At 69.3% G+C, this 19,876-nt stretch carries 20 protein-coding genes and 1 pseudogene; 12 read left to right on the forward strand and 9 right to left on the reverse strand.

The features are described 5' to 3' along the window. Positions 1-580 precede the first annotated feature (580 nt). Positions 581-1,345 (reverse strand): annotated as a pseudogene (locus AB0I19_RS12150) (DUF3027 domain-containing protein); the annotation flags it as partial. Between the two features lie 8 nt (positions 1,346-1,353). Between AB0I19_RS12150 and AB0I19_RS12155 the strand changes: the two are divergent. The 3 genes from AB0I19_RS12155 (at position 1,354) to AB0I19_RS12165 (ending at position 4,533) form a co-directional block, all read left to right on the forward strand. Continuing rightward, on the forward strand, positions 1,354-2,130 hold the full coding sequence (locus AB0I19_RS12155; protein ID WP_357147645.1) for a glutaminyl-peptide cyclotransferase: 777 nt from the start codon (positions 1,354-1,356) through the stop codon (positions 2,128-2,130). Positions 2,131-2,197: 67 nt separating this feature from the next. After that, positions 2,198-4,018: an MFS transporter gene (locus AB0I19_RS12160; protein ID WP_357147648.1), complete on the forward strand. Its 1,821-nt coding sequence runs from the start codon at positions 2,198-2,200 to the stop codon at positions 4,016-4,018. After that, the gene (locus AB0I19_RS12165; protein WP_067492403.1) at positions 4,015-4,533 is read left to right on the forward strand and encodes a DUF2771 family protein; all 519 of its coding nucleotides are present in this window, start codon (positions 4,015-4,017) and stop codon (positions 4,531-4,533) included. Before AB0I19_RS12160 ends, AB0I19_RS12165 begins: the two co-directional genes overlap by 4 nt. Before the next feature lie 34 nt (positions 4,534-4,567). Here AB0I19_RS12165 and AB0I19_RS12170 read toward each other — a convergent pair whose 3' ends face one another. Continuing rightward, positions 4,568-4,990, reverse strand: coding sequence for a cold-shock protein (locus tag AB0I19_RS12170; RefSeq protein WP_174550347.1), 423 nt, complete (start codon positions 4,988-4,990; stop codon positions 4,568-4,570). Between the two features lie 162 nt (positions 4,991-5,152). Between AB0I19_RS12170 and AB0I19_RS12175 the strand changes: the two genes are divergently transcribed. Both AB0I19_RS12175 and AB0I19_RS12180 read left to right on the forward strand, forming a co-directional pair. After that, entirely contained in the window at positions 5,153-5,380 is a 228-nt protein-coding gene (locus tag AB0I19_RS12175; RefSeq protein ID WP_067492399.1) for a hypothetical protein, read from the forward strand. 368 nt (positions 5,381-5,748) lie between these two features. Further along, complete coding sequence (locus AB0I19_RS12180) at positions 5,749-6,357, forward strand: transglycosylase family protein (protein WP_067982614.1); 609 nt, start codon at positions 5,749-5,751, stop codon at positions 6,355-6,357. A 64-nt stretch (positions 6,358-6,421) separates the two neighbouring features. Here the strand turns inward: AB0I19_RS12180 and AB0I19_RS12185 are convergent, their stop codons facing one another. Beyond that, positions 6,422-6,613: a hypothetical protein gene (locus tag AB0I19_RS12185; RefSeq protein WP_225281749.1), complete on the reverse strand. Its 192-nt coding sequence runs from the start codon at positions 6,611-6,613 to the stop codon at positions 6,422-6,424. Between the two features lie 39 nt (positions 6,614-6,652). Between AB0I19_RS12185 and AB0I19_RS12190 the strand changes: the two genes are divergently transcribed. Then, a complete protein-coding gene (locus AB0I19_RS12190) occupies positions 6,653-8,953 on the forward strand; it encodes a helicase-associated domain-containing protein (protein ID WP_357147652.1) in 2,301 nt (766 codons plus the stop codon). A 4-nt stretch (positions 8,954-8,957) separates the two neighbouring features. On the opposite strand, the gene AB0I19_RS12195 is transcribed toward AB0I19_RS12190, so the two are convergent. Next, complete coding sequence (locus AB0I19_RS12195; protein WP_357147655.1) at positions 8,958-9,464, reverse strand: hypothetical protein; 507 nt, start codon at positions 9,462-9,464, stop codon at positions 8,958-8,960. Positions 9,465-9,563: 99 nt separating this feature from the next. Between AB0I19_RS12195 and AB0I19_RS12200 the strand changes: the two genes are divergently transcribed. Then, positions 9,564-10,415: a hypothetical protein gene (locus AB0I19_RS12200; RefSeq protein ID WP_357147658.1), complete on the forward strand. Its 852-nt coding sequence runs from the start codon at positions 9,564-9,566 to the stop codon at positions 10,413-10,415. 2 nt (positions 10,416-10,417) lie between these two features. Here AB0I19_RS12200 and AB0I19_RS12205 read toward each other — a convergent pair whose 3' ends face one another. The 3 genes from AB0I19_RS12205 to AB0I19_RS12215 all read right to left on the reverse strand — a co-directional run bounded on the left by AB0I19_RS12205 (position 10,418) and on the right by AB0I19_RS12215 (position 14,299). Further along, positions 10,418-11,809: a M1 family metallopeptidase gene (locus tag AB0I19_RS12205; RefSeq protein ID WP_357147661.1), complete on the reverse strand. Its 1,392-nt coding sequence runs from the start codon at positions 11,807-11,809 to the stop codon at positions 10,418-10,420. A 58-nt stretch (positions 11,810-11,867) separates the two neighbouring features. Then, positions 11,868-12,533, reverse strand: a complete 666-nt coding sequence (locus tag AB0I19_RS12210; RefSeq protein WP_357147664.1) for a DUF3239 domain-containing protein — start codon at positions 12,531-12,533, stop codon at positions 11,868-11,870. 95 nt (positions 12,534-12,628) lie between these two features. After that, positions 12,629-14,299, reverse strand: a complete 1,671-nt coding sequence (locus tag AB0I19_RS12215; protein WP_357147667.1) for a DNA repair helicase XPB — start codon at positions 14,297-14,299, stop codon at positions 12,629-12,631. A 287-nt stretch (positions 14,300-14,586) separates the two neighbouring features. Here AB0I19_RS12215 and AB0I19_RS12220 point away from each other — a divergent pair, with 287 nt between their 5' ends. Both AB0I19_RS12220 and AB0I19_RS12225 read left to right on the forward strand, forming a co-directional pair. Continuing rightward, positions 14,587-15,231, forward strand: coding sequence for a LysE family translocator (locus AB0I19_RS12220; RefSeq protein ID WP_357147670.1), 645 nt, complete (start codon positions 14,587-14,589; stop codon positions 15,229-15,231). A gap of 111 nt (positions 15,232-15,342) precedes the next feature. Next, on the forward strand, positions 15,343-16,020 hold the full coding sequence (locus AB0I19_RS12225) for a trimeric intracellular cation channel family protein (RefSeq protein ID WP_166655758.1): 678 nt from the start codon (positions 15,343-15,345) through the stop codon (positions 16,018-16,020). Positions 16,021-16,036: 16 nt separating this feature from the next. Here the strand turns inward: AB0I19_RS12225 and AB0I19_RS12230 are convergent, their stop codons facing one another. Then, entirely contained in the window at positions 16,037-17,215 is a 1,179-nt protein-coding gene (locus AB0I19_RS12230; RefSeq protein ID WP_357147673.1) for a pyridoxal phosphate-dependent aminotransferase, read from the reverse strand. A gap of 173 nt (positions 17,216-17,388) precedes the next feature. Between AB0I19_RS12230 and AB0I19_RS12235 the strand changes: the two genes are divergently transcribed. Continuing rightward, complete coding sequence (locus tag AB0I19_RS12235; protein WP_067492380.1) at positions 17,389-17,604, forward strand: hypothetical protein; 216 nt, start codon at positions 17,389-17,391, stop codon at positions 17,602-17,604. Between the two features lie 40 nt (positions 17,605-17,644). Here the strand turns inward: AB0I19_RS12235 and AB0I19_RS12240 are convergent, their stop codons facing one another. Further along, complete coding sequence (locus tag AB0I19_RS12240) at positions 17,645-18,541, reverse strand: sigma-70 family RNA polymerase sigma factor (protein WP_357147676.1); 897 nt, start codon at positions 18,539-18,541, stop codon at positions 17,645-17,647. A gap of 112 nt (positions 18,542-18,653) precedes the next feature. On the opposite strand from AB0I19_RS12240, the gene AB0I19_RS12245 reads away from it, so the two are divergent. Together AB0I19_RS12245 and AB0I19_RS12250 are read left to right on the forward strand one after the other, a co-directional pair. Continuing rightward, on the forward strand, positions 18,654-19,238 hold the full coding sequence (locus AB0I19_RS12245; RefSeq protein ID WP_357147679.1) for a GNAT family N-acetyltransferase: 585 nt from the start codon (positions 18,654-18,656) through the stop codon (positions 19,236-19,238). Positions 19,239-19,286: 48 nt separating this feature from the next. Continuing rightward, entirely contained in the window at positions 19,287-19,829 is a 543-nt protein-coding gene (locus AB0I19_RS12250) for a class I SAM-dependent methyltransferase (RefSeq protein WP_357147681.1), read from the forward strand. Positions 19,830-19,876 lie beyond the last annotated feature (47 nt).

Here is a 19,876-nt window from a genome sequence, read left to right on the forward strand (position 1 = left end):
AGGAATCCGCCTCGATATTCTCGGTGGTCGCTTCGACAACCGCTTCAGTCGAAACACCTTCGGCTGCAGCGGAATCGGTTACGGGGGCATCCGCAGGCTGGGCGGCGTCCTGGTTGCGAGTATCAGCGACATCGGCCTGAGTGATCGACTCCGTTGGCACAGCAGCATCGCCGGGCTGGGCGGCAACACCGGCCTCGCCGACCGGCTCGGTTGGCGCAGCAGCATCGCCGACCCGGTCGGCGGCATCGGCCTCGGTGACGACGTCCGCGGCGCTCGACACTCCCGCGTCGGCGGTACCGGTCGCCTCAGCGGCGGCCGCGATCGAGGTCGACTCGGCCGCCTCCGTGGTGGATTCGGCTGTCGAAGGGGAAACCGCTGCGTCCGCGACGGATTCAGGGTTGCTCGGTGCCTCGGCCGGGTCGGTGGTCGCCGGTGCCGATGCGAGGCCGACGAGCGGGGCGAAAGCGGCGAGGTCGGTGTCGACTTCGGCGGCGATGACCTCTTCCGGGGATTCCGGGAGCTCGCCTTCGGCACGGGCCTTGCGGGCGGCCGCCGCCGCGTCGACCGCTTCGGCTTCGGCGGTTTCCTGCGGGGCGATGTCGATGTAGTCGACGGCGTGGTCGTCGAAGGCCTCGTAGCGGGGGGAACCGTTGCCGGAGGGGGCGACGACGTCGGAGTGGGCGCCGCAGCCGTATTCGACGTGCACGACATGGCCGTCGGCACCCATCGCGTTGGCGCACACGCCGAAGGTTTCGCGCAGGGCGCCTGCCAGGGGCAGGAAGAAGCCGCACAGGCCGCAGGTGGAGGGGGCGGCCTTGGCCATCTCGGTGTCGGGGCCGTATTCGCTGTACCAGCGCTGGGCGGCTTCGAGGCGGCCCTCGAGGCTGAGCACCTGGGTGCGGCCGAGGCCGACCTCGCGGGCCACCTCGTCGATCACCGGGTCGCCGGTGGCGACGTAACCGGGGACCAGGCGCGGATCGTCGGCGGGCGGGGCGAGCAGGTCGCCGGGGCCGAGATCGCCGGGGCGTACGCGCTGCTCCCACGGGACGAACTCGGGGGCGATCAGGGCGTCGGGGCCGGGCAGCAGGGCCGACTCGCTGACGGTCGCGTGGTCGGCACCGGGCGGCGCGGCCACCACGACGGCCCACTGCCAACCCCGGTAACCGGGCAGGGTCGCCTCGAACCGGTGGGTGGCCGACGAGTCGTCCTCGGCGGTCACCCCCAGATGGGCTCCGACCCCGTCGGGTTCCAGCTCGACGAGCGCACGAAGTGCGACCTCGGCCGCCTGGGCCAGAACGGGACGCACGCCGGACTCCGAAACAGATACTGCGCTCACGGCATACATTTTGCCGTATGAAGTGCAATCGGAGTTCGTTGGCCGTCGCAGTGCTGGTCAGCGTGCTCGGCGTGAGCTCCTGCGGGGGCCAGGATCAGTCCGGTCCGCCGCGCTGGCGGGTGGAGGTGATCGGCTCGTCACCGCACGATCCGTCGGCGTTCACCCAGGGTCTCGAGGTGGTCGACGGATTGCGCTACGAAGGCACCGGCATGTGGGGCGTGTCGAACGTCCGCGTCAGCGACCAGGTCTCGGGTGTGGAGCGGGCGCGCGTCGACCTGCCCGGCCGGATGTTCGGCGAGGGACTCACCCGGGCGGACGACATCGTCTGGCAACTGACCTGGCGCGACGGCGTCGCCTTCGCCCGCGACCCACACACCCTCGCCGAAACCGGTCGCGCCACCTACGAGGGCGAGGGCTGGGGGCTGTGCGCTCAACCGGGCCGCCTCGTCATGAGCGACGGCACCCCGAAACTCACCTTCCGCGACCCGCTGACCTTCGCCGAAACCGGGTCGGTGACCCTGCATGGCCTCGACGACCCGAAACCGAACGAACTCGACTGCGCACCCGACGGCACCGTCTACGCCAACAACTTCCCCACCGACGACATCCTGCGCATCGACCCGGACACCGGCCACATCACGGCCGTCATCGACGCGAGCGGCCTGCTCACCGCCGCGGAACGCAGGCGCACCGACGTCCTCAACGGCATCGCCCACCTGCCGGGCACCGACCGATTCCTGCTCACCGGCAAGTACTGGCCTCGACTGTTCGAGGTGCGCTTCGTGCCCCGGTGAGCGGGTGTGGCCGACACTGCTCGCCCGCGAGTGAACGCCGAAAGCCCGAGTACGACAGAATTGGGCTGTGACTACTCCCCGCGATCCATCCGGTCCTGACCGTGGTCGCCGGGACGGCAGTGCCTCGGGTGCACCACCCGGTCGGCACCCCGGCTTCGGGCATTACCCGCCCCCATCCCCGCCGCGCAAGGTCTTCCCGCACATCGAGCCACCGACCACGCCGGTTCGCTCGCGCGGCCGGTTCGGCCGTGATCCCGACCCCGGCGCCACCACGCCGTTGGCGAGCCCGAAACGCAACGGCGCCGGTCCCCCGCGCCCCGACACACCGGCAGGCGGCCGCCCGCACCCGGACCACGACGGACCGGCAGGCAGCCACCCACACCCCGATCCACTCGACGGACCGGCCGGAACCCGCCCGCTCCCCCGGGCCGACGAACCCGCCGACGAACCGCCCAAGCAGCGGGTGCCGCGCAAATTGACGGTCACCCGCGTGGCCGCGATGCGCAGCCGCGAACTCACCGAACGCGGTATCGCCACCTTCCAGCGCGCGGCCAAGGCCGACGGCGCCGACCAGTCCGGGCTCACCGCCCTCACCTACGCCACGATGGCCAACTTCGCGCTCGACGCCGCGATCGCCGTCGCCCTGGCCAACACGTTGTTCTTCGCGAGCGCGACCGCCGAGTCGAAAACCAAGGTCGCGCTGTATCTGCTCATCACCATCGCGCCGTTCGCGGTGATCGCGCCGCTGATCGGGCCGCTGCTCGACCGGCTGCAACGCGGTCGCAGGCTGGCGCTGGCCACGACCTTCGGGTTGCGGGCGCTGTTCGCGGTGCTGCTGATCTTCAATATCGACACGTGGGGGCTGTATCCGCTCGCCCTGTGCATGATGGTCGGCTCGAAATCGTTCGCGGTACTCAAGAGCGCGGTGACGCCGCGCGTGCTGCCACCGGACATCGACCTGGTCCGCACGAATTCGCGGCTGACGGTGTTCGGCCTGGTCGGCGGCACGATCGGGGCGGGTGCGCTGGCCGCGCTGGCAGCGCTCGCCGCGGGCTCCACCGGTGCACTGGTGTTCGCCACGGGCATCGCGATCGCGGGCGCCTACCTGAGCCTGCGGATCCCGTCGTGGGTGGAGGTCACCGAGGGTGAGGTGCCCGCCACGCTGACCTATCACGGCGCCGACGCGCGCACCGAGGTGCTCGAACCGGGCAAGGAATCGGCCGTGCCCGCCAGGAAACGCAGGCAACCGCTCGGCCGTGCGGTGGTCACCGGGCTGTGGGGCAACAGTTCCATCCGGGTGCTCACCGGGTTTCTCACCTTCTACATCGCCTTCGTCGCCAAGGGTTCCGGCGGCAGTCCGACCGAGCAGGCGGCCATGCTCGGCCTCGTCGGCGTGGCGGCCGGTTTCGGGAATTTCGGCGGCAACGCCACCGGCGCGCGATTGCAGCTCGGCAGGCCGGCGCTGGTGGTGCTCGGCTGCACCGCGGCGTGTGTGGCGGTCGCGCTGTTCGCGGTGTTCACCGGCAACCTGTTCGGCGCCGCGGTGGCCGCGCTCGTCGCGTCGGCGGCCAGCGCGCTGGCCAAGGTGTCGCTCGACGCGGCCATCCAGGACGACCTGCCACCGGAGTCAATCGCCTCCGGTTTCGGCCGGTCGGAGACCGTTCTGCAGTTGAGCTGGGTGATCGGCGGGGCGGCCGGTGTGCTGCTGCCGACCGAGTTCTGGAAGGGTTTCGCGGTGATCAGCGTGATCCTGGTTGCCGGGCTCGCGCAGACCTTCGTCAGCTATACCGGGCACACCCTGTTGCCGGGCTTCGGCGGCAACCGCCCCCAGCACGCCGAGCAGGAAGTGCCGACCCATCCCCGCGAAACAGGAGAACCGCACTGGTGAGCAAGCCCAACGTCCGCACGATCTTCGCGCTGGTCGCGGTGGGCCTGCTGGCCCTGGCCGCGGTGACCGCAGGCGTGGTGGCCTACGCCGTGTCCAAGGCGCCGAAGCACTATCCCGAACTCACCGTGTTCGCCAACGGCGAGTCCGTCGTCGTCGAGCCGTACGGGTACTGCGAGCTGTCGAACGGGGAGTGCGTCAACGACGAGTCGACGTACTACATCCCGGCCACCTCGGGTAAGCCGGTGCAGGTGTCGTTGCCGACCAGCGTCGCCGAGGCGCCGTGGATCGTCGTCACCGTGTACGAACGCCCCAACGGCGAGCAGTTCGAACGCATCCTGAGCTTCATCGACTACCCGGCCGAGACGCGTTTCCTGAGCCTGGACACCCAGCCCGAACCCGAGCTGCGCCTGGCGGGTTTCGAGGTGCGGCTGCCGATCGTCTACACCGACCCGGCCACCGGCCAGGAGATGTACGACGTGCACGGCCTCTGGCGCGTCGGCACCCCGCAGCCCTGAGGGAATCGGCGCCTGGCTTCACCAGGCGCCGATCTCAGTGATCCAGTTCGCGGGCGACCGCGCGGACCACTTCGGAGATGCGCTGGGACATCTTGCGGTCCGGGTACTTGCCGCGGCGCAGGTCGGGCTGGACCTTGGTCTCGAGCAGGGTGATCATGTCCTCGACCAGGCCGTGCAGCTCGTCGGGTGACTTGCGCGGGCCCGCGTCCTTGCGGGCGGGCTGCGCGCCACGCTCGCCGCGGGCGACGGTCGGGGGCGCCTCGAGCAGCTTGAGGCTCAGCGCCTGCGGACCGCGACGACCGGCGGCCATTCCGAATTCGACCCGCTGGCCCGGCTTGAGGCCCTCGACTCCTTCGGGCAGCGCGGAAGAACGGACGTAGACGTCCTCGCCCTCGTCTTGGGAAAGGAAGCCGAAGCCCTTTTCGACGTCGTACCACTTCACCCGGCCGGTCGGCACTGCGCTCACCCGTTCATCATTCGATACCCGAACCCTTGTGGCCCGGGTTACTACCTGCTGCTTGTCGCGAAAAGAACGCGCCCCACAACAAGGCAGGACGCGATGTGGTCAGAGTCTACCCCGGTGGCTATACCGCGAGCACATCAGTTTTACGGTGCACCCGTGACCAACTCACCTCAACCGCCCGCGCGACGTTCCAGTGATCGGCTGCTGCAAGTGGCGGTGGCGCTGTTCGGCATCGGGATTCTCGCCGTCGTCGCCATCTTCGTGACGCCGATCGTCTCCGACTCGGAACCGGGCCTGTGGCTGTATCTGCTCGCGATGCTCGCGCCGGTGGGCTTTCTGCTCGCGATCGTGTTCGCCCTGTGGTCGGGTCGACGGGCACGGTGAACCGGTTATCCCGAGGGTTCGATACCCAATCTCTTGTGTGATCCTCGTCACATCACGGCCGGGTAACGAACTGTGCGTGCAACGGTCACGTACACCCGGCGCCGCGACTACCTGCGCGGACGCCTCCGGGACAACCCTGAGACCACCCTGATACCCACCCGCACACGCCGGTTACCAAATAGTGACTTTCCCCGCTGACCGTCGTACCGTTTCTCTCAGCCGGGGCAGGCCCCCGGAACCACCGGCCCGCCGCACCGAACCTCACCCCGCGGGTACCGGACCCCGATTGGAATCAAGGGGTGAGGGCGGACCGGGAGACCTCTCAGTCCGGACCACATGCAGGTGCGAACGAGAGGAAGAAACCCGATATGAGTGGACGCCACCGCAAGCCGACTTCCACCGGGCGCACTGCTGCCAAGGTCGCCGTCACCGGCGCGATCTTCGGCACCGCAGCCGCTGCCCTCGCCGGAAACGCCAGCGCGGCCCCCGACTCCGACTGGGATCGCCTCGCACAGTGTGAAGCCGGCGGCAACTGGGGTATCAACACCGGCAACGGCTACCAGGGTGGGCTGCAGTTCTCGCCCTCCACCTGGGCCGCACACGGCGGTGGGGAGTACGCCGCCACCGCAAACCAGGCCACCCGCGAACAGCAGATCGCGGTCGCCGAAAAGGTTCTCGCTTCCCAGGGTTGGGGCGCTTGGCCCTCCTGCTCGGCCAAGCTCGGCCTGAGCAGCGGTCCGACCGAGCGCGCCGTGCCTTCGACCCCGAGCTGGGTCCCCGAGGTCAGCGTCCCGCAGGTGCAGGATCCGAGCCAGGAAGTCTTCTCGGCCGTCGATCGCGCCCTCACCGTCGCCCAGCAGCAGGGCGTCGCCGTGCCGCAGGCGGCCATCGACTTCGTCAACAACGCCAAGGGCACCCAGCTGGACCCGGCGGTCATCGACTTCTTCGAGGCGAACAAGGGCCTGCTGCCCTCCTGATCCGCCTTACAACAAGAGCCCGCATCCTTGTCCAGGATGCGGGCTCTTGTCTTTCCCGTTCGAATCACACCCGATTGATGACAGTCTGCGGGTGCACATACGGCAGCGTCGCGGCCGGAACGGGAAACTCGGTGTCCTCACCGAAAGGCGAGAGATTACCGGCGCGGGTCGCCGACAGTTCGGTGACGGCGTGCTCGCCGTCGGCCACCTCGGGCCAGCCGTTGTCGACGTAGGGTTTCTTCGATTTGTTGACCACGGGCTCATTCTGGCATATCGAACACGTACGCTGAATCCGATGATCGCGACCGACTCTCTCGCCGATTGGCTAGGTGCGCGCACCGACGCCCAGCTGGTGAAACTGCTGCAGTTGCGGCCCGATCTGGCGGTGCCGCTGCCCGCGTCGATGTCGGTGCTCGCGGTGCGGGCTCAGCAGCGGGCCTCGGTGTTGCGCGCCGCCGACGACCTGGACACCCTCGAGTTCGCGATCATCGAGGCGCTGGCGGCCCATGAGGACGCGCGCACGATCGGCACCGCGCACACCCCGCTCACCCGGACCGCGCTGCACGCGCAGCTGAAGGACCGGGTCACCAAGACGGCGTTCACCGCCGCGCTCACCCGATTGCTCGACCGCGCGCTCGTGTGGGAGACCGGTGACGGCCTACACCTGGCGCCGAGTGCCGTGGAGGCCCTCCCGTGGCCGCTCGGGGCGACGACAGCGCTGCCGGACGCGCTCACCGAACCGGAAGTACGCACGGCGCTGAACGCGGCCGGCCCCGCCGAGCGGGCGCTGCTGGACAAACTGGCGACGACCGGTCCGCGTGGGCGCACACGCGACGCCGCGCCCGACGCGCCCGCCGACCGCCCGGTGCAGCGGCTGCTCGCGGCGCGGTTGCTGCGCTGGATCGATGACGAGACCGTCGAACTGCCGGTCACCGTCGGGCAGGTGTTGCGTGGCGAACCCGTCACCGATCCGCATGCCCTCGCCCCGCCCAAGCCCGCACTCACCAAGCACGCGCCCGCCGAGGTGAACGCCGTCGGCGCGGGTGAGGTCGGTGAGCTGCTGCGCGACTGCGCCGACCTGCTCGACGCGCTCGGCAAACTCCCCGCACCCGCGCTGCGCGCCGGTGGACTCGGGGTGCGCGAGCTGCGCAGGCTGGCCAAGCAGACCGGCGTGGACGAGCAGCGCACCGGCCTGCTGCTCGAACTGCTCGCCGCCGCGAAGCTCGTCGAGAAGGGTCTGCCCGAACCGCCGCCGGACCTGGATTCCACCGACGACTTCTGGGCACCGACACCCGCCGCCGACGCCTGGCTCGACGCACCACCCGCCACGCGCTGGGTGACGCTCGCCCAGGCGTGGCTCGAGCTGGACCGGATGCCGTGGATGATCGGGTTGCGCGACGCCGCCGACAAGCCGATCGCGGCGCTGTCGGCCGAGTTGCGGATCCCGCACGCGGTGCGCGACCGGCACGCGATTCTCGGCCTGCTCGCCGAATACCCCAGCGGCACCCAGGTGTCGCCCGCCGATCTCGGGAAACTGCTCGCCTGGCGAATGCCGAGGCGGCGCAGGCACTTCCGGCTCGACGTGGTGACCGCGACCCTGGCCGAGGCGGCGACCGTCGGGCTGCTCGGACGCGGTGCGCTCGATTCGGCCGCCCGTGCCCTGCTGCACGGCAGCCCGACCAGCGTGGCCGATGCCGAGGCCGAGATGGCCGCCGCCCTACCGGACCCCGTCGATCATGTACTCGTGCAGGCCGACCTCACGGTGATCGCACCCGGCCCGCTCGTGCCCGAATTGCGCAGCCGCATCGCGCTGGTCGCCGATGTGGAATCCGCGGGTGCGGCGACGGTGTATCGCGTGGGGGACGCCTCGGTGCGTCGCGCGCTCGACGCCGGGCTCACCGCCGCCGAGTTGCACGCCTTGTTCGCCAACCACTCCCGCACCCCGGTCCCCCAGTCGCTGACCTATCTCATCGACGACGTGGCCCGCCGGCACGGGCAGCTGCGCGCGGGGATGGCGCAATCGTTCCTGCGCAGCGACGACCCGGCGCTGCTCGCCCAGGTGCTGTCGGCCCCTGTGGCCGAGACGTTGGCGCTGCGCGCGATCGCCCCCACGGTCGCGATCGCACAGGCGCCGCTCGGCGAACTGCTCGAGCGGCTGCGGGCGGCGGGCTTCACGCCCGCGGGCGAGGATTCCGGCGGAGCCATCGTCGACCTGCGGCCGCGTGGCGCCCGTATCGCCGTTCGCCCCCTGGCCCGCAGGCCCTACCGCCCCAATCCGCCGTCGGACGATCAGCTCGCTCAGCTGGTCACCGAACTGCGCGCGGGCGAGCGCGCGGCGGGTGCCCGCACGTCCCAGTCGGTCCGTGCCGACGGCACCCGCACGGGCACCCAGGCCACCCTGGCGCTACTCCAGCTGGCCGCCCGGGTGGGCCGCCCGGTGAACATCGGTTACGTCGACGCCCAGGGCGTGGCGAGTCAGCGGGTGGTCGAACCCGTCCGGGTCGGCAACGGGCAACTGGACGCCGTCGACCCGGTGACCGGAGCCACCCGCCACTTCACCCTCCACCGCATCGCGTCGGTGGCTCTCCTGGACTGACCCGTCAGGGCTTGGCCATGCAGAACGTCGTCTTGGGGTCCGGGACCGTGCGATACAGCGTCGCGTCCATGCCACACAACATCTCGTCGGTCTCGCCGTCGATGCGCTTGACCACCTTGAAGGTGGCTTCGGGCGCGGTGCAGTCCACCGCCTCGACCGGGCGGGTGCCCGCGTCGGCGTAGCAGGCGCCTTGGGCGAAGTTGGGTGACAGGCACAGGCCGGTCTTGGTGTCGCCGACCGTGCCGTTGAAGGTGGCGTTCTGGGCCGTACAGTTCAGCGGCGCGGCGCCGACCTGCGCGATCCGGTAGTTCGATTTCGCCGACGAGCAGTCGCCGACGGTGGCCTTCATCGCGTCGACCGCGTTGTCGGTGACCTCGACGCACGAGCCGACGGCAGGCGCCGACGACGCCTCGCTGTCACCCGAGCACGCCGCTACCGCCCCGACCAGCGCGACTGCCGCCACTGGCGCGAACACGAGCCGGACAAGCAGCCGCTTTCCTGGGAAAAACACTCCAAAACCTCACTCACCGAACGGTTCAGCCGATATGACCGCCGGTGACGATACCCAAACGCCCACCTCCGCCGCTCCCCCCATGGATACGATCGGAAGATGACCATCGACGATGTCGCGGGCGAGCTGTACGGTCTCGACCCGGCCGACTTCGTCGCGACACGCACCGAACGTGCGGCCCAGGCCCGTGACGACGGCGATCGCGAGCTGGCCAAGGCCATCGGTACCCTGCGCAAGCCGACGGTCGCGGCGTGGACGGTGAATCTGCTGGCCCGGCACGCGCCCAAGGAGATCGCGGCGCTGCTGGATCTGGGTGACGCGCTGCGCTCGGCGCAACGTCAGCTCTCCGGTGACAAGTTGCGCGCGCTCGGTGCGCAACGTCAGCAGGTGGTGAACGCCATGACCAAGCGGGCGGGTGAGCTGGCCGCCGAGCACGACCGACCCGCGAGCGAGCAGGTGTTACGGGAGGTCGGTCAGACGCTCACGGCCGCGCTGGCCGACCCGGATGTCGCCGACCAGGTGCGAGCCGGGGTGCTGCCCGCCACGGTCACCTATGACGGTTTCGGTCCGGCCGGGCTGGTCGCGATCACGGGCGGCAAGGGCAAGGCTCCGGCGAAGAAGGCTCGCCCCAGGAAGTCGACGGAGGACGCCGAGGCGGCCCGGCGTGCCGAGGCGAAGCAGGAACTCGACGACGCGGAGTCCGGTTTGGCGGAGGCCGAATCAGCCCGCAAGGAAGCGGAAGAGGCCGCAGCGCAGGCCAAGTCCGAACTCGACGAGGTCGAGCAGCGGATCGAGCAGTTGCGCGCCGACCTCGAGCACGCCGAGCAGCAACGGCATTTCCTGCGCACCGCAGAGCACCGTGCACGTGGTGAATTGACGTCGGCGAAAACGCAATTCGAGCGGATGCAGCGGTGGGTCGAGCGGGCACGCTCCCGCCTCGAGGAGGACTGACTCTATCGGCGCAATGTCCCCGGGAACAGGAATGCTTCGCGCGGCGGGGTCGTACCGTCCAGCCATTCGGACAGGAACTCGCCGAGTGGCATCGAGGTCCGGCTCTGGACGAACGCGCGGAATTCCGGCATCGAGGCATGGCCGTCGCGGTGGGCGTTCACGAAATCCTTGACGGCCGTGAAGAACACGTCGTCACCGATCAGTTTGCGCAGGGCGTGCAGGAATAGGGGGCCACGCCAATAGACGGACGTGAACTCGCTGCCGGCGCCGGGGTCGGCCAGCGGGTACGTCCAGAAGTCCTGCTCCCACCGGTATTTCGCGATGTCCTCGCGGTACTTCGCATCCACATCGGCACCGTCGACGCGCTCGATCCACAGGTAGTCGGCGGTGTAGCTGGCGAAGCATTCGTTGAGGCAGATATCGGACCACTGCCGTACCGACATGGTGTCGCCCCACCACTGATGCGCCAGCTCGTGCACCACGGTATTGAGATCGGCCCACGGCGCGTAGGTGGGGCGGGTCTGGGTTTCGAGCGAGAACGGGACTTCGGCGTCGACGTAGATGCCGCCGGCTACCTCGAACGGGTAAGGACCGTAGAGGTTTTCGAGGAAGTCGAGGATCTCGGGGAGGCGTTGTTCGTCGGCGCGATTGTCGTCGGAATCGGGGGCGAACGCGCTCAGCACCGGTGTGCCGTCGGCACGGTGCTGTTCGAGGAAGGTGAAGTGGTCGACGGCGATGGTGGTGAGGTAGCCGAGCACGGGGCTGCGGGTTTCCCAGCTGGTGTGCAGCTTGCCGTCGCGTGCCTCGTGGCGGGTGCGCGCACCGGTCGACATCACCTCCCATTCGGCGGGCACCGTGGCGTGCAGCGTGAAAGTCGCCTTGTCCAAGGGTGTGTCGTTGAGCGGGTACCAGCTGCTCGCGCTGTGCGGCTGGCCGATGGCGAAGGCGCCACCGCTCGGCGCGTACGTCCACCCCTCGCCCTCGGTGTCGGCCGCCTCGCCCGCGTAGTGGATGACGATGCGCATCGGCAGCCCGGGCAGCAGCGGCAGCAGTGGGGAGACGACGAGTTCGTGGTCGCCCTCGCGCGCGAACCCGGCAGGCTGGCCGTTGACGGTCACCATGAGCACGTCGGGCCCGCGATAGTCCAGATTGAATTGCGCCAGCGGCTGATTCGCCCGCGCATCGATGCGCGCGGTGCCGCGCAGCTGATGGGTCGGTGGGTCGTAGTCGACGGTGATGTCGTAATGGCTCACGTCGTAGCCGCCGTTGCCGTCGAGCGGGTAGTACGGATCGCCCAGCCCCGGTGCACCGACCAGGCCCGGATCCGCTGCTACCGGCGGGATTCCCAGTGCAAGGAGCGCCAGCACCACCACCGAACCTGCCGACCATCGCATGCCGCGGACCCCCATTCTCGCCGACTCGGATCCGAGTATCGTCGCAGGCGAGCGGCGCTCAGGCCAGTTCCGGCGGCAGGTGTTGCGGGTCGAGCATCAGCCGCTTGGTCGCGGTGCGCCGCACTCGCGCGGCGAGGGCGAGATTGTCGGTGAGCAGGCGCCATTCGAGGTCGGAGATGGTGTCGCGGGCCCGCTCGATCACCGTGCGATCGCGGGTGCCCCAGGCGATCGGCATGGCCGTCACCAGCTGCCAGCGTTCGCCGACCTGACGGGGCGCGCCATCGGTGCGCACCGCAACCGACGGCACCCGCTCCCCCGGTGTCGGTTCGTGGCCGGGCAGCGCGCGCACCTTGCGGGTGACCAGTGCCCAGCCCCGCGCGGACGCGGTGGCTTCGGCGGTGTCGACGAGGGCGAGCAGGATGATCCCGTTCGGTTCCGCCGCGCAGACGACGGCGGGCACGAGAACCCCGTCACGGTAGAGCTTTTCGATATCGGAGCGGTGCGGTGTCCACAGCGCGACCCACAGGGCGATGACAGCGGCGAGGGCACACACGAAGGCCAACAGATACCCCCAGGCCTGCCCGCTCCACAGGAACGCGGCGGTGGCCGCGACGGCAAGCCCGGCGGCGAGCAGGGCGAGCACCCGCATCCTGCGTAATCCGGTGAAGGTCTCGTTGACCGCATGAGCATGCTCACGGTCGACCTCGAATTCGAAGCGGCGCACGTTTCCTTCCTAGCACAAGTTGCGGAGGTGTTGCCTCCACTTATCTGCCGGGGTTCCGACCCGCACGCTACCGGCAGCTGAGCGGGGAAACGGCGCTACACGCCGCTGTCCCCGATGGCCGGCCCGAGCAGGTCGTCGGCATCGGTGATGCGGTAGGCATACCCCTGTTCGGCGAGGAAACGCTGACGGTGCGCGGCATATTCGGCGTCGAGGGTGTCGCGGGCGACCACCGAATAGAAATGTGCCTGTCCCCCATCCTGTTTCGGCCGCAACAGTCTACCGAGACGCTGGGCCTCCTCCTGCCGTGAACCGAAGGTGCCCGAAACCTGCACCGCCACCGAGGCTTCCGGCAGGTCGATGGAGAAGTTCGCCACCTTGCTCACCACGAGCACGGGGACCTCACCGGAGCGGAAGGCGTCGAAGAGGGCCTCGCGTTCGCGGTTCTTCGTCGCCCCGGTGATGACGGGCGCGTTCAGGTCGATACCGAGTTCCTCGAGCTGGTCGAGGTAGGCACCGATCACCAGGGTCGGTGCGCCCTCGTGCCTGGCCAGGATGGACTCGACGACCGGGATCTTGGTGCGCGCCGTAGAGCACAGCTTGTAGCGCTCCTCCGGTTCGGCCGTCGCGTAGGCCATGCGTTCGGCGTCGGTCAGCGTGACGCGCACCTCGATGCACTCGGCGGGGGCGATCCAGCCCTGTGCCTCGATGTCCTTCCACGGCGCGTCGTAGCGCTTCGGGCCGATCAGCGAGAACACGTCGCCCTCGCGGCCGTCCTCGCGCACGAGCGTGGCGGTGAGCCCGAGCCTGCGGCGCGACTGCAGATCGGCCGTCATCCGGAAGACGGGCGCGGGCAACAGATGCACCTCGTCGTAGATCACCAGTCCCCAGTCGCGGCTGTCGAAGAGTTCGAGATGCTTGTACTCGCCCTTCGACTTGCGGGTGATGACCTGGTACGTCGCGATGGTGACCGGGCGGATCTCCTTGCGCTCACCGGAGTACTCGCCGATCTCGTCCTCGGTGAGGGTGGTGCGCGCCAGCAGCTCACGTCGCCACTGCCTGCCGGCGACGGTATTGGTCACCAGGATCAGCGTGGTCGCCTTGGCCTTGGCCATCGCGGCGGCACCGACCATCGTCTTGCCCGCACCACACGGCAGCACGACCACACCCGAACCGCCCGCCCAGAACGAGTCGGCGGCCATCTCCTGGTAGTCGCGCAGGTGCCATTTGCCCTCGGTGTAGTCGAGGCCGATGTCGTGCGCCTCGCCGTCGACGTACCCGGCCAGGTCCTCGGCGGGCCAGCCGATCTTCAGCAGCATCTGCTTGATGTGACCGCGTTCGGACGGGTGCACGATCACGGTGTCGTCGTCGATGCGGGCACCGAGCATGGGCGCGATCTTCTTGTGCCGCAGCACCTCCTCGAGCACCGCGCGGTCGAGGCTCACCAGGCAGAGGCCGTGCGCGGGGTGCTTGACCAGCTGCAACCGGCCGTAACGGCCCATGGTGTCGACGATGTCGACCAGCAGCGGCTGCGGCACGGCGTAGCGCGAGAAGTTCACCAGCGCGTCGACCACCTGCTCGGCGTCGTGACCAGCCGCGCGGGCATTCCACAGCGCCAGCGGGGTGATGCGGTAGGTGTGCACGTGCTCGGGGGCACGTTCGAGCTCCGCGAACGGCGCGATGGCCTGACGCGCGGTGCCTGCCAGCTCGTGGTCGACCTCGAGCAGCAGGGTCTTGTCGCTCTGCACGATCAACGGACCGTCTGTCACAGCACTCCTTGGCGGCCGGGGCCGCGGGTGCGGGGTTGCGTTCGGCCGGGATTTGTCGGGATTGATGAGCCGTTCCGGGGAGGTTCGGCAGCTCGATCGATTGTACGGACCTGCGGTGACAGGGTTCGGCGTCGCGACGGCCGGCTGCTGAGCGCCGGGTCGCGAACCCCACCGCTCTGTGGCTCGTGACCGAGGCGGTGCGGATCTCGGATAGAAGCCGGTGACAGCGGTCCAGCGATCGTCGACTGGACCGCGACATGCCTCGCTGACCAGGTCAGACTCGACTCATGCTTCAGACGGCGGCGGTTTTCGGTGTGGGTGCGGCGGCGCTCGGGATGGTACTCACGCCGGGGCCGAACATGATGTACCTGGTCTCGCGCACGGTAGCGCAGGGGCGAAGGGCGGGCATGATCTCGCTCACGGGTGTGGCGGCCGGGTTCGGGGTGTATCTGCTGGCCGCGACGGCGGGGATCACGGCGTTGTTCGCGGTGGTTCCCGGGCTGTACCTGGCGCTCAAGCTGGCCGGTGCCGCCTACCTGTTGTGGTTGGCGTGGCAGGCGGTCCGGCCCGGTGGAGTCTCGGTGTTCGCGCCCGCCGCGCTGCCCGCCGATCCGGCTCGGCGCCTGTTCACGATGGGTTTGGTCACCAACCTGCTCAATCCCAAGATCGCGATCATGTACATGGCCCTGATCCCGCAATTCATCGACCCGGCCCTCGGATCGCTGTGGTTGCAGAGCCTGTCCCTCGGCGCGATCCAGATCACCGTGGCCCTCACGGTCAACGCGCTGATCGTCCTCGGAGCCGCGGGCTTGGCTGCTTTCCTGACTGCCCGACCGCTGTGGTTGCGCATCCAGCGCTATCTGATGGGCACCGCCCTCGGCAGCATCGCGGTCCTCCTCGCTACCGACCGCACCCGCCCCGCTCCGGTGTAAGGCGCGCACCGACCGGCCCCGGCGCGCCGGCGGGCGTGCGCTGCGACACATGGGCGGGTGTGCGGTCGCCGGGGGTCGCCATGCCACCCTGCTTGCAGCGGAAAGGAGCGGGTGGTGAGTGGTGTGGTGATGGCGGGCGCGCTGGCGGCGCAGCTCGACGAGGCGGTCACCGTGGTGCATCGCAGCGGCGAGTTGCTCGGGGTGATCTCGTTCGCCGCGTCGGGTGCGCTGGTCGCGGTGCGCAAGCGGCTCGACCTGTTCGGGATGGTCGTGCTCGGCTGCGCGACGGCGCTCGGCGGCGGCATCGTGCGCGACCTGCTCATCGGACGCACCCCGCCCGCCGCGTTCACCGACCTGACCTTCCTGACCGCGTCGATCGTGACCGCGCTGATCCTGTACTTCATCGCGCCCTCGCCACGGCTCACCAAGGGCCCGCTCGAAGTGGCCGACGCGATCGGGCTCGGACTGTTCTGTGTCACCGGCACCGTGATCGCCGACTCGGTCGGGCTCGGCGCGCCGACCGCCGCCCTGCTCGGCATGACGACGGCCATCGGCGGCGGCGTGCTGCGCGACGTGCTCAGCGGCGAGGTCCCCCTGGTCCTGCGGCCCGACCAGGATCTCTACGCGATCCCGGCCCTGTTCGGCGCCGCGACCACCGCAGTCCTGCTGCACCTGGACATCTACCAGACCTGGACAGGATTGCTCGCCGCCGCGGGAGCTGTCGGATTCCGTTTGCTCGCAAGGCATTACGGCTGGCACGCACCGACCGCACGCCACGCCCGCGACTGACCGGCAATCTCGACGATCAGCGTGTCGCGACTCCCGCACGCAATCGGCGCGCGCCCTCGTCGATGGTTTCGTCCCGCTTGCTGAAGGTGAAGCGCACCAAGTGTTTCCACTCGTCGGGATGGTCGACGAACGCGCTCACCGGTACGGCGGCCACACCGAACCTCGCAGGCATCTCCCGGCACAACGTCAACCCGTCGTCGATGCCGAGCGGTCGCACATCAGCGCACACGAAGTAGCCGCCCGCGGTGGACGAGACGGCGAAGCCGGTGTCGCGCAACGCATCCGAGAGCCGGAGACGTTTGTCGGCGAGACCGTCACGCATGCCGCGCACCCAGTCCAGCTCGGTATCGATCGCGTGGGCGACGGCGGGCTGGAACGGCCCGCCACCGACGAAGGTCATGAACTGTTTCGCCGTGAGCACGGCGTTCAGCAGTGGCGCGGGCGCGCACGCCCAGCCGATCTTCCAGCCGGTGACATTGAAAGTCTTCGCCGCGCTGGACACCACGATGGTCCGCTCGCGCATCCCCGGCAGCGTCGAGATGCTGATGTGCTCCACGCCGTCGTACACGAGGTGCTCGTACACCTCGTCGGCCAGCACGAGCAGATCGTGTTCGCGCGCCAGCTCGGCGATCGCGGCGAGTTCGTCGCGCGAGAGCACCGAGCCGGTGGGGTTGTGCGGTGAATTGATCACCAGCATGCGGGTTTTCGGGGTGATCGCGGAGCGCAGGCTGTCGAGGTCGAGAACGAAGCGGTCGCCGTCGGGAACCAACCGCGCGGTCCGGCGCTGCGCACCCGCCAGGGCGACCGCGGCGGCGTAGGAGTCGTAGTAGGGCTCGATCAGCACCACTTCCGCGCCGGGTTCGACCAGGCCCAGCAGCGTCGCGCTGATCGCTTCCGTGGCACCGACGGTGACCAGGACCTCGGTGTCGGGGTCGTAGCGGGTGCCGTAGCGGCGGGCACGATCGTCGGCGACGGCGCGGCGCAGGGCGGGCACCCCTCGGCCCGGCGGGTACTGGTTGTGGCCGTCGGCGATGGCGGCGCGGGCCACCTCGAGCATGCTCGCCGGACCGTCGGTGTCGGGGAATCCCTGTCCGAGATTCACCGCGTCGTGGCGCACGGCCAGTTCGGTCATCTCGGCGAAAATGGTCGAGCCGAAGGGGCGCAAGCGGGCGACGGTGGGCGGCACAGACGACATCTCCGCAGCGTATCCCACCTTTCCCAGCCGTTGCCGCACGATAGCGAACACCTATGTTTCACAAACGTTTTTGGCCTTTGACCTGCGGTATTGTGCGATCACTCAACCTCAGCTAGCCTCGCCGTGTTCTACCTCACACACCACAGCGTGGTGGCATATCGAAAGGGGCTCGCATGGCCTCACCTCTGCTCGACTTCATCCTGCAACCGGCCGCGTCGGAGGTCGCCGGTTCGGCACTTCGCTTCATCCAGGAACAGCTCGAAGCCAGCCCGATCGTCGATTTCTTCACCGGGTCGGCCACGCCGGACAACAACATGGGCTCCTCCACCGGGGACCACAACCTCGGGTCGTCCACCGGCGACCACCAGTGGGGGTCCACCTACCCGTAGACACCGCAGCGCCGGATCGGATCGCGCGGGTCCGGTCCGGCTAGGTGCGCAGCCGGGCGCCCGACAGCTTCGCCACGTTGGCGAAATCGTAAGCGGCACAGACCAGCCCATCGCGCACCGAGAACGCGAGCACCCGAACCGCCCGGCCGAACGGCGAGTTCGGATCGGTGAGTACCAGACCCGATTGCCCGTTCACCGCGGCGAAACCGATCTCCAGCGCCGGCTCCTCGAGCTGCTTGCGCCAGAGGCCGACCGCCAGCCGCGCCACCTTCTCCGCACCCTCCACGACATTGAGCGCCGTGCGTGCCGTGCCGCCCGCGTCGGCGATGAAATTCACGTCCGGATGCAGCGTGGCGGCCACCGCGGCGATATCGCCGGTGGCGAGTGCGGCCAGGAAACGCTGCACCGCCTCGTCGTGCGCGTCGTCGGTCACCGGGGGTGGGGTGCGGGCCACGGTCTTGCGGGCACGTACCGCCAATTGTCTTGCCGCATCGGGCGATACGCCGAGGATGTCGGCGATCTCGTCGAACGGGACGGCGAGGCTGTCGTGCAGCACCAGCGCCACCCGCTGCTGTGGGGTGAGCGCGTCGAGCACCACCATCGCCGCCATCCGGTTGTCCTGATTGCGGACGACCACCTCGAGCGGGTCGTCGGTACGGGCCTGCCCCGTGACGATCGGTTCCGGCAGCCACTGGCCCACGTAGGTTTCCCGGCGCACCGCCGCGCTGCGCAGGTGGTCGAGGCAGATCCGGCTCACCACGGTGGTGAGCCAGGCACGCAGGTCCTCGATCTCGGATTGGTGGGCGCCCGCCATCCGCAGCCAGCTCTCCTGCACCGCGTCCTCGGCGTCGCCGACGCTTCCGGTGAGCCGGTAGGCCACCGAAATGAGATGTGCTCGATGCGATTCGAACAGGTCGGCGAGAAGCGGGGAAACCATCGCCGCTGATCCTACGGAGTGGGTTCCCGCTGGTTGCACGGGTGTACCGGTTTTGCCGTCGCGCGCGGAAAATGCGGTGAGAACTATGCGCCCGTCCTGCCAGGATGAGGTGATGTACCAGCACACGCTCACCGACGGCACCGTGTGGCTCATCCGGCCGACCGCCGCCGACATCGACCGCATCGTCGAGTGTTGCCAAGACCCCGCCGTAGGGCGCTGGACCACCATCCCCGTGCCCTACGGCCGTACCGACGCCGAGGAGTTCCTCGACCGGAACGTGGCGGGCGGCTGGCTCAACAACGAGCCGATCTGGTCGATTCGCACCGCAGCCGACGGCCGCGTCGAGGGGATGGTCGGCCTGCACGGCCGGGGTCCGGGCGCCTGCGAGATCGGCTTCTGGCTCAGCCCCGAACATCGAGGTCGCGGCCTGATGTCACGTGCCATCAGCCTCGCCTGCGATTTCGCCTTCGCACCCGAAGGGCTTGGTCTGCAACGCATCACGTGGCGCGCGATGGTGGGCAATCACGCCTCGGCCGCCGCCGCTCGTCGCAACGGATTCCACTATGAAGGGAAAGCCCGGTTGGGTGGCGTGCAGCGTGGGGTTCGCGTCGACGAGTGGCATGCGGCGCGGTTGGCCGACGATCCGCCCGGGCCGGTGGATGGATGGCCTGCGGAAACCTTTCCTCCGGAGGGATGATCGTGGCTGAGTACTGGTGGTTCTCGGAGTGCGGGAGGGGCGCGGCAGGTGGCTGATGATGCGCGGTTCGAGTGGTTCGCCGATGTCATGGGAGTGCGGGCCGGTGAGCGGGTCCTCGAAGTGGGGCCAGGTAACGGCGCGTCGTTGGCGCGGATGGCGGAGCGGCTCGGCGACGGGCGGATCGTCGGCGTGGAGCGTTCGGCGACCGCGCTGGCGCGAGCCGAGCAGCGTTGTGCCGACGAGATCGCGGCAGGCCGAATCCGTTTGGTGGAGGGCGAGATCGGAAAGATCGCACCATCCCGCCTGCTCGCCGAACTCGATCCCGGCGAGCAGTTCGACCTGATCTACGCGGTCAACGTCAACCTCTTCTGGACCTCCCCCGCACCCCAAGCCTGGGCGACGCTCCGCACCTGCCTGTCCCCCACCGGCCACCTCTGGCTCTGCTACGGCTACGGCACCCCCACCGATACCCCCACCTCCCCGAAACCCACCCCCACCCGCCTCACCGACCGCTGCGCCGCCGCCGGCTTCACCTGCGAACCCACCACCTCGGGCGACCTCCTCGCCGTCCACCTCACCCCCACCCCCTGAACCGAGATCACCACGCTCTGGTGGTGTTCGCTTCTCGGTCGATGCCG

It is taken from the genome of Nocardia sp. NPDC050413, from assembly GCF_040655475.1.
Lineage (GTDB): Bacteria > Actinomycetota > Actinomycetes > Mycobacteriales > Mycobacteriaceae > Nocardia > Nocardia coubleae.

Coding starts and splice junctions, on each gene's coding strand:
- AB0I19_RS12200 (WP_357147658.1), top strand. CDS start 9,564: ATGACCATCGACGATGTCGCGGGCGAGCTGTACGGTCTCGACCCGGCC.
- AB0I19_RS12220 (WP_357147670.1), top strand. CDS start 14,587: ATGCTTCAGACGGCGGCGGTTTTCGGTGTGGGTGCGGCGGCGCTCGGG.
- AB0I19_RS12155 (WP_357147645.1), top strand. CDS start 1,354: ATGAAGTGCAATCGGAGTTCGTTGGCCGTCGCAGTGCTGGTCAGCGTG.
- AB0I19_RS12235 (WP_067492380.1), top strand. CDS start 17,389: ATGGCCTCACCTCTGCTCGACTTCATCCTGCAACCGGCCGCGTCGGAG.
- AB0I19_RS12205 (WP_357147661.1), bottom strand. CDS start 11,809: ATGCGATGGTCGGCAGGTTCGGTGGTGGTGCTGGCGCTCCTTGCACTG.
- AB0I19_RS12230 (WP_357147673.1), bottom strand. CDS start 17,215: ATGTCGTCTGTGCCGCCCACCGTCGCCCGCTTGCGCCCCTTCGGCTCG.
- AB0I19_RS12190 (WP_357147652.1), top strand. CDS start 6,653: ATGATCGCGACCGACTCTCTCGCCGATTGGCTAGGTGCGCGCACCGAC.
- AB0I19_RS12245 (WP_357147679.1), top strand. CDS start 18,654: ATGTACCAGCACACGCTCACCGACGGCACCGTGTGGCTCATCCGGCCG.
- AB0I19_RS12240 (WP_357147676.1), bottom strand. CDS start 18,541: ATGGTTTCCCCGCTTCTCGCCGACCTGTTCGAATCGCATCGAGCACAT.
- AB0I19_RS12180 (WP_067982614.1), top strand. CDS start 5,749: ATGAGTGGACGCCACCGCAAGCCGACTTCCACCGGGCGCACTGCTGCC.